This window comes from Eubacterium oxidoreducens (assembly GCF_900104415.1).
Taxonomy (GTDB): Bacteria; Bacillota; Clostridia; order Lachnospirales; family Lachnospiraceae; genus Eubacterium_C; species Eubacterium_C oxidoreducens.
Genome location: NZ_FMXR01000030.1, coordinates 1 through 8,030, shown reverse-complemented (window position 1 = coordinate 8,030; position 8,030 = coordinate 1). Strand labels below are relative to the sequence as shown.

Here is an 8,030-nt window from a genome sequence, read left to right as displayed (position 1 = left end):
AGACGAAATCAATGGATGGCTCTATCACAGAATACGTATGTGTATATGGAAACAATGGAAGAAGCCCAAGACAAAGGTGCGAAATCTGATTAAGATGGGTGTGCCTAAGGACTTGGCACATATGGCTGGCAACAGTCGGCGTGGATATTGGTTTACCACACATACAGTCGCAGTCAACATGGCGATGACAAAAGATAGACTGATAAACAGTGGCTTCTATGATTTAGCCACAGCCTATCAGTCTGTGCACGTCAACTATTGAAAACGCCGTATACCGAACGGTACGTACGGTGTTATGAGAGGACGGGAGCTAGTCACTCCCTCCTACTCGATTTGATTCATGGTGCTTATAATTTGGTTATACTCTTGATATTAGCGTAAAATCAGCTGAAAAATGTAATTACTTCTAAGGCATCAGCCGCAACAAGAAAGGCTTTTGACAGGACTTCTTGTTGCGGTATTTTCATGTCTGGAATCAGGATGAGAGGAATCCCGGCAGCAATGGCAGCTCGTCCTCCGTTTTCGGAATCTTCTAATACAATAGCATCGGAAGGTGCGACCTGAAATGCAGAGCATGATGCAAGAAAGATTTCAGGGTCGGGTTTGGAATGGGAGATCATTTCGCCTCCTATTATATGTGTAAAATATTCGTAGATGAGGCCGCTTTTTAAATATAACGCAACAACATCGGAAGGAGAAGAAGAGGCCACGCAGCAAGGAATGTCTTTGGTTTTAAAGAAGTGAAGAAGCTGCGTAATTCCTTTTTTGACACGAAGACCTTGGACCGCGGCGATTTCGTTAAGGGATTTTCGAGCCTTAGCACTGATCTCGTCAAAGGGATAATCGGTGCCAAAAAATCCGGTCATTTTAACGCGTGCCGCCTCGCGGGCAAGACCAAGCGTTTCGATATATCGCTCGCGCGTCATGTGGTAGCCGTAAGTCTTCATGACAAGACGCAGTTGCTCAAAAAACATCTCTTCAGTGTCGAAAATCAAACCATCCATATCAAAGATGGCGAGTTTGGGTAATGGTCTCATATAAGTTTTCCTTTTATTCTAAAATACATCTTTTATTTATGCCTAAAAAATTGTAACATAGGTTTCGTGTGTGGTACAATATATTGAAGGAAAGAAAAAGGTGGGAACACATATGGTGATAGAAACATATACCCCAGAGGAGACATTTGCCCTTGGTGAGAAGATTGGATCTAAGGCACAGCCGGGAAGTGTATATACATTAATCGGAGACCTTGGAGTAGGAAAGACGGTCTTCACACAAGGAATTGCAAAAGGATTAGGAATTGAAGAAGCAGTGTCCTCGCCTACATTTACCATTGTACAGGTATATGAAGAAGGAAGAATACCATTTTATCATTTTGACGTCTACCGAATTGGGGACGTCGAAGAGATGGAAGAGATTGGATATGAAGAATATTTCTATGGAGATGGCTTGACAATTATTGAATGGGCTAATCTGATAGAAGAGATTCTCCCGGAGACATATACACAGATTACAATTGAAAAGGACCTTGAGAAAGGATTCGATTACAGACGGATTCTGATAGAGGAGGTAACTGGTTCATGAAAGTGCTTGGGATTGATAGCTCAGGACTTGTTGCAAGCGTTGCACTCGTAGAAGATGACAACTTGCTTGCGGAATATACCGTGAATTATAAAAAGACACATTCGCAGACCTTGCTGCCGATGTTAGAAGAAATAAAGAAAATGACAGAACTTGATTTGGAAAGTGTGGATGCCATTGCGGTTGCGGCAGGACCGGGATCGTTTACCGGACTTAGGATCGGATCGGCTACGGCAAAGGGGCTTGGACTTGCACTTGAAAAGCCGCTTGTGGCAGTGCCGACAGTGGACGCACTTGCCTATAATCTGATTGGACATCGAGATTATGTCTGTCCGATTATGGATGCAAGACGAAACCAGACTTATACCGGACTATATCGCTTTGATGGAAATGAAATGGTGATTTTGCAAGAACAAACGGCTGTCGGAATAGAAAAAGTGGTAGAGAATCTTAATCGCCGCGACGAGGCTGTATGTTTTCTTGGAGATGGCGTTGCGGTATTCCAAAGCTATATAGAAGAACATCTGAGAGTGCCGTATTCATTTGCACCGGCACATATGAATAAACAAAGAGCAGGATCGGTGGCAGCACTTGGACTTGTAAAAGCTAAAGCAGGACAGATTGTAAGTTCTGATGAGTTTGCGCCGGAGTATCTGAGATTATCTCAGGCAGAGCGTGAACGCCTTGCAAAGGAAGGAAAAAAGGAATGATCCGTAAGGCAACACTGAAGGACCTTGACCAGATTGTAATGTTGGAAAATGCAATCTTTAAGGATAATTGGACAAAGCAAAGCTTTCAGGCGGCGATGGATATGGAGGATACCTTGTTTTTGGTGGCAGCAGAAGGTATGACAGTAGTGGGCTATGCGCTGCTTTATGCAGCAGCAGATGAGGCGGACATTACGAAAGTGGCAGTTGCGCCGATGCAAAGACGTAAAGGGTATGGAGCGAATCTGGTAATGCAATTGGTTGTTCAGGGAAAGACGCGAGGTGTTCACCACTATTATCTTGAGGTACGCGATAGCAATGAACCGGCAAGGGCAATGTACAAACGCATCGGATTTGAAGAGGTTGGAACACGTAAGAATTATTATGATGAGCCCAAAGAAGATGCGGTAATAATGAAATTTGAAGTAGGAGTAAAAGAATGCTAGACGTATGCTTATTAGGAACAGCGGGTATGATGCCGCTTCCTCATCGTCATTTGACAGCACTCATGACAAGATATAATGGCAGCAATCTTTTGATTGACTGCGGAGAAGGCACACAAGTTGCCATTAAAAAAAAGGGATGGAGTGTACACTCGATTGACACAATTTGCTTTACACACTATCATGCGGATCATATCAGTGGACTTCCGGGACTTCTTCTTTCCATGGGAAATGCGGATCGAACCAAACCGCTATTGTTGGTAGGTCCTAAGGGGCTTTGTAAGGTTGTGGAAGCATTGCGGATTATTGCGCCGGAGCTTCCATTTGCAATTCAGTATCACGAATTGAAAGAAGAAGTAGAAGTTGTAGAAAGCCAAGGTTATCGCATCACAGCATTTAAGGTCAAACATAATGTAGTATGTTATGGCTATACGATAGATATTTTGAGAGCCGGAAAGTTTTCGGTGGAGAATGCAAACAAACATGAGATACCGCAGAGATGCTGGAATCGTCTGCAAAAAGGTGAGACGGTAGAGATGGACGGGAAGGTCTATACACCGGATATGGTTATGGGTGCGCCAAGACGAGGAATCAAGGTAACGTATTGCACCGATTCGCGTCCGCTTGAAATAATTGCAAAGCAGGCATATAAGGCCGATCTGTTTGTCTGTGAAGGTATGTATGCCGAAAAGGAAAAGCTGGCAAAGGCCCGTCAGTACAAGCATATGACGTTTTATGAGGCAGCCGGTCTGGCAGCGCAAGCTAAGCCAAAGCAGCTGTGGTTGACACATTTTAGTCCATCACTTGTCCGAGCTGAAAGCTATATGGATGAAGTGAGAGGGATATTTGCAGATAGTCATTTAGGAAAAGATGGCAAAAGTATAGAACTTTCTTTTGCAGAAGAAGAGTAAGCATTTGTTTCTTTTTGGGAGCAGGAGGACACGGTAGTTGAAAAAAGCAATCAGAATGGTGATTGTTGCAATCATCATGGCAGGACTCATTGTGGGATATTATTATTACTTGTCTCACAGGAATACCACCAAAGCCGCAGAAGAGACAACTGAAGAATTGACGGAGATTGAGGATATTTTGACGACGGATTTGGAAAATGATTATCCGCCATCTCCGCGTGAGGTCATAAAGTTTTATGACCGAATTGTTTCGTGCTATTACTCCGGAGAATGTTCGAAGGAGGATATTACGAATTTGTCACAGGTGCAGTGGGCCTTGTTGGACCCGCAATTGCAGGAAATTAATCCGATTGCGACATTTGCAGATTCTGTAAACGCAGACATTGAGCAAAATCAGGAGATGAAGCGATCCATTATCAATGTTACCGTCTGCAGCAGTCTGGACGTGGAATATAAGACGGTGCAGGGTGATGATATTGCGATTGTTTATGATACCTATTTTATGAAAGAAGGCTCTTCTTTTGAGAACACGAAGCAGCAATATGCTTTGCGACAGGATGAAGATAAGAAATGGCGCATTATTGCATTTGATTTGTCAAATGTGAATACAACAACAGAAGACTGATTGGGAAAGTGACAACGTATTATGGAAGAAAAAGAAATAAAGATTTTGGCGATTGAAAGTTCCTGCGATGAGACAGCAGCAGCCGTTGTAGTGAATGGCAGGGATGTTCGCTCTAATGTAATCTCCTCACAGATTGCCCTTCATACCTTATATGGGGGCGTTGTGCCGGAGATTGCTTCACGTAAACATATAGAAAAAATAAATCAGGTGATTCGAGCAGCTTTAGAGGAAGCACAGATGACACTAGATGACATGGATGCCATTGCGGTTACATATGGGCCGGGACTTGTGGGCGCTCTTTTGGTAGGGGTAGCGCAGGCAAAGGCAATCAGTTTTGCAAAGAATATCCCGCTGGTAGGAGTGCATCACATCGAAGGGCATATCAGTGCCAATTATATTGAAAATAAAGATCTTGAGCCGCCATTTTTGTGTTTGGTGGTATCCGGCGGACATACGCACCTGGTTCGCGTAGTGGATTATGGAGTTTATGAAATCCTTGGACGCACCAGGGATGATGCGGCAGGAGAAGCATTTGACAAAGTGGCACGTGCGATTGGACTTGGTTATCCTGGTGGACCTAAGATCGAACAAAAGGCCAAAGAGGGGAATCCTATGGCGATTGACTTCCCACGTGGAAAAGTATCAGACAATGTCTATGATTTTTCTTTTAGTGGCATGAAATCGTCGGTATTAAATTACATCAATGGATGTAAAATGAAAAACCAATCTTATAAGGAAGCAGATATTGCGGCTTCCTTTCAGCAGGCAGTTGTGGATGTTCTTACGCAAAGAGCAATCCATGCTATGGAAGAGTATCATTTAGATAAGTTTGCCATTGCCGGAGGTGTGGCATCAAATGCAACATTGCGAGAAGCAATGCGCAAAGCCTGTGAGGAAAAGGGAGTGGCATTTTATCATCCTTCTCCGATTTTGTGCACGGATAATGCGGCCATGATTGGAGCTGCGGGATACTATGAATTCCTTGCCGGAACCCGTAGTCACACGGACTTAAATGCGGTCCCAAATCTAAAACTTGGCGAGCGTTAAAAAAGTTGAAAAATCATTACATTTTGTGTTGACATGTACCATGTTTGATGATAGAATTATTCTTGCTTTGGAAAAAGCAAACAATTGAATGCAGAGGTATCGAAGTGGTCATAACGAGGCGGTCTTGAAAACCGTTTGGGTTCACGCCCACGTGGGTTCGAATCCCACCCTCTGCGTTTCCTTTGTAAGAAGGACTGTTTCAAGATAGCCATCAAGTTGGTTATTTTTTTTTAGGCAAGATGGAGAAGTACCCAAGCTGGCCGAAGGGGCTCCCCTGGAAAGGGAGTAGGTCGTTAATAGCGGCGCGAGGGTTCAAATCCCTCCTTCTCCGTTACAATTTATCGCTGTACACATCGGATTTTCGGTGAGTACGGCGATTTTTTTTTGTTTTCTTGAATTTTTGGGTACCCCTGGGTACTTTGATTTTTGTTTTTGTAGGTAAAAGAGCGAATTTTCAAAAACACTTGACATGATATATCGCACGCGATATAATCCGAAATAGATCGCGTGCGATATGATTGAAGGAGAAATCGATGGATGATAAATATGCCGTTTTGAGACTTAGGAACCAGTTATGTTTTCCTCTTTATGCTGTCTCAAACATGATAACCAGAAAGTATAAGCCCTTGCTTGACAGGCTCGATCTGACGTACACCCAGTACATCGTTATGATGGTTTTATGGGAAGAAAAGCAGGTCAACGAGAAATTCCTGTGTGAAGCTCTTTTTTTGAAGTCAAATACACTTACGCCACTTCTGAAAAAACTTGAGGCTAAGGGCTATATTGTGAAAGCAAAAGATGCAGACGATGAGCGCAATCTGATGATTACCTTGACCGAGACCGGAGAGAAGCTACAGGATGAAGCATTGTGTGTTCCTGAGACCATAGCACAGGAATTTCACTTGGCACCAGAGGAAGGGGTGGCTTTATATCAGATCCTGTATAAGATGCTCGATGAAGAACGTGGAAAAGGTAGTAAATAACTATGGAATATAATCTAAGGAGGTCCAAAATGAAGGTAGCAGTGAGGTATTATACAAAGACAGGAAACACAAAGCGTCTGGCGGAGGCAGTTGCTAAAGCAGTCGGAACAGAGGCACTTGCTTTGAGTTCCCCGATAGATGAACCTGTAGATGTTCTCTTTTTGGGTAACTCTTATTACGCATTCAACATTGACCCTGAGGTGCGTGAGTTTATCCGGAAACTGGATAGAAATAAGGTGGGCAGAATCGTCAATTTTGGATCAGCTGCCATGCTGAATTCAACATATAAGAAGGTAAAAGCCGAGGCTGACAAGATTGGCATTTCTATGGATAAACGTGAGTTTCACTGCAAAGGAGAATTCAAGGGTATCCATAAGGGGAGACCGAATGCGGCAGATTTGAAGGCTGCTGCGGATTTTGCTAAAGCTATTGTTAGTGAAGGTTAAGGGAGATGCCTGATTTTGCACAGGGCTTCTTCCCGGATAAAAAAGGAGGTTAACATGGAAAGAGTAGTACAGTTTCTTAAGGAAGCAGGGACATATTACCTTGCAACAGTTGAAGGAGAGCAGCCGAGGGTACGACCGTTCGGAACGGCACATATCTTCGAAGGTAGGCTTTACATCCAGACCGGAAAGTCAAAGGATGTATCGAAGCAGATTCACGCCAATCCGAAAGTTGAGGTATGTGCGTTTAAAGATGGTAGGTGGCTTCGAGTGACAGGAGAACTTGTGGAGGATGACCGCAGGGAGGCAAAGCAGTCTATGCTTGATGCGTACCCATCTCTTCAGAATATGTATTCCGCTGATGATGGCAATACCGAGGTGTTTTATTTCAAAAATGCCACGGCTGCATTCAGTTCATTCACGAAAGAGTCGGAAATCGTGAAGTTCTAAACTATGCAATACGAACTAAGGAATGCAGAGGGTACCTAAAATCAGAATATTTTAAGAATGTTCTTATAGACAGAGACGGAACTGTGGTTAGGAGATTAGAACCTACAGATGAGGCACCTGTTATTGATGAGGTAATTGAGGAAATTATTTGAGCAAATGGCGATTGAACAACTGTCTTCATCTATTGCAAATCAGGGGGACAATATAGAGTCCTGGTTGGATGAGAATCTTCAGTTCTTTTCGACTGCAAAACAGACGATAGAGACAACAGGCCTGGATGATATAGATGCATCTAATGTAAGTAGCAATCAATAATAACGAATTGGTTAAACAATCCGCTAAGGCACTTTTGCTTTAGCGGATTTTTTTGTAAAAAAAGCTAAATGATGACCAAGAAAAGCAATAAAAATTTGGGTGATTTACAGTGCATTTTGATAATTTGAAAAAAAAATAAAATAAATCAAAAAAAGGTGTTGACAAAGCTATATACGTGGTGGTAGTATAAACAAGCTGTCGGCGAGAGATAAAAACAAAAACCGACACGAACCTTGATAACTGAACAGTGAAATAACCTTGAAAAATTCTAAGAGAAACGTTCTTAAAAGAACAGTTAATCGATTAGATTAACACCTAAAAACAGTAAAGCATCTGACTAAAAGGGATGCACAAGGATAAAAAGCCAAGAAGTAATTCTGAAGCAATTATCAAAAGATTAAACATGAGAGTTTGATCCTGGCTCAGGATGAACGCTGGCGGCGTGCTTAACACATGCAAGTCGAACGAAGCACTTTATTACGATCTCTTCGGAGTGACGATTAAGTGACTGAGTGGCGGACGGGT

General features: G+C 42.8%; 11 protein-coding genes, 2 tRNA genes, 1 rRNA gene and 1 pseudogene. 14 read left to right on the top strand and 1 reads right to left on the bottom strand.

Annotated elements, in window-relative coordinates:
- Positions 1-262: pseudogene (locus BLS20_RS13425) on the top strand (group II intron reverse transcriptase/maturase); the annotation flags it as partial.
- Between the two features lie 121 nt (positions 263-383).
- On the opposite strand, the gene BLS20_RS13420 reads toward BLS20_RS13425, so the two are convergent.
- Positions 384-1,037: an HAD family hydrolase gene (locus tag BLS20_RS13420; protein ID WP_090174851.1), complete on the bottom strand. Its 654-nt coding sequence runs from the start codon at positions 1,035-1,037 to the stop codon at positions 384-386.
- 112 nt (positions 1,038-1,149) lie between these two features.
- Between BLS20_RS13420 and tsaE the strand changes: the two genes are divergently transcribed.
- The 13 genes from tsaE to BLS20_RS13360 form a co-directional block, all read left to right on the top strand.
- Positions 1,150-1,584 (top strand): tRNA (adenosine(37)-N6)-threonylcarbamoyltransferase complex ATPase subunit type 1 TsaE, encoded by a 435-nt coding sequence (gene tsaE, locus BLS20_RS13415; RefSeq protein WP_090174850.1) that lies wholly within the window; start codon positions 1,150-1,152, stop codon positions 1,582-1,584.
- A complete protein-coding gene (tsaB, locus tag BLS20_RS13410; protein WP_090174849.1) occupies positions 1,581-2,291 on the top strand; it encodes a tRNA (adenosine(37)-N6)-threonylcarbamoyltransferase complex dimerization subunit type 1 TsaB in 711 nt (236 codons plus the stop codon). Before tsaE ends, tsaB begins: the two co-directional genes overlap by 4 nt.
- Positions 2,288-2,734 carry a ribosomal protein S18-alanine N-acetyltransferase gene (gene rimI, locus BLS20_RS13405; protein ID WP_090174848.1) on the top strand — a complete coding sequence of 149 codons (447 nt, stop codon included), beginning with the start codon at positions 2,288-2,290 and terminating at the stop codon, positions 2,732-2,734. Before tsaB ends, rimI begins: the two co-directional genes overlap by 4 nt.
- The gene (locus BLS20_RS13400; RefSeq protein ID WP_090174847.1) at positions 2,728-3,642 is read left to right on the top strand and encodes a ribonuclease Z; all 915 of its coding nucleotides are present in this window, start codon (positions 2,728-2,730) and stop codon (positions 3,640-3,642) included. Before rimI ends, BLS20_RS13400 begins: the two co-directional genes overlap by 7 nt.
- Before the next feature lie 37 nt (positions 3,643-3,679).
- On the top strand, positions 3,680-4,267 hold the full coding sequence (locus BLS20_RS13395; protein WP_090174846.1) for a DUF6715 family protein: 588 nt from the start codon (positions 3,680-3,682) through the stop codon (positions 4,265-4,267).
- A 21-nt stretch (positions 4,268-4,288) separates the two neighbouring features.
- Complete coding sequence (gene tsaD, locus BLS20_RS13390; protein WP_090174845.1) at positions 4,289-5,314, top strand: tRNA (adenosine(37)-N6)-threonylcarbamoyltransferase complex transferase subunit TsaD; 1,026 nt, start codon at positions 4,289-4,291, stop codon at positions 5,312-5,314.
- A gap of 90 nt (positions 5,315-5,404) precedes the next feature.
- Positions 5,405-5,490: transfer RNA gene (locus tag BLS20_RS13385), tRNA-Ser, on the top strand.
- A 65-nt stretch (positions 5,491-5,555) separates the two neighbouring features.
- Positions 5,556-5,645, top strand: a tRNA-Ser gene (locus BLS20_RS13380).
- A 202-nt stretch (positions 5,646-5,847) separates the two neighbouring features.
- Positions 5,848-6,297, top strand: a complete 450-nt coding sequence (locus BLS20_RS13375) for a MarR family winged helix-turn-helix transcriptional regulator (protein WP_090174844.1) — start codon at positions 5,848-5,850, stop codon at positions 6,295-6,297.
- 29 nt (positions 6,298-6,326) lie between these two features.
- The gene (locus tag BLS20_RS13370; RefSeq protein ID WP_090174843.1) at positions 6,327-6,743 is read left to right on the top strand and encodes a flavodoxin family protein; all 417 of its coding nucleotides are present in this window, start codon (positions 6,327-6,329) and stop codon (positions 6,741-6,743) included.
- Positions 6,744-6,797: 54 nt separating this feature from the next.
- Positions 6,798-7,190 carry a pyridoxamine 5'-phosphate oxidase family protein gene (locus BLS20_RS13365; RefSeq protein WP_090174842.1) on the top strand — a complete coding sequence of 131 codons (393 nt, stop codon included), beginning with the start codon at positions 6,798-6,800 and terminating at the stop codon, positions 7,188-7,190.
- A 156-nt stretch (positions 7,191-7,346) separates the two neighbouring features.
- Positions 7,347-7,505, top strand: coding sequence for a hypothetical protein (locus BLS20_RS13590; protein ID WP_176762428.1), 159 nt, complete (start codon positions 7,347-7,349; stop codon positions 7,503-7,505).
- A gap of 399 nt (positions 7,506-7,904) precedes the next feature.
- Positions 7,905-8,030 (top strand): 16S ribosomal RNA (locus BLS20_RS13360); the annotation flags it as partial.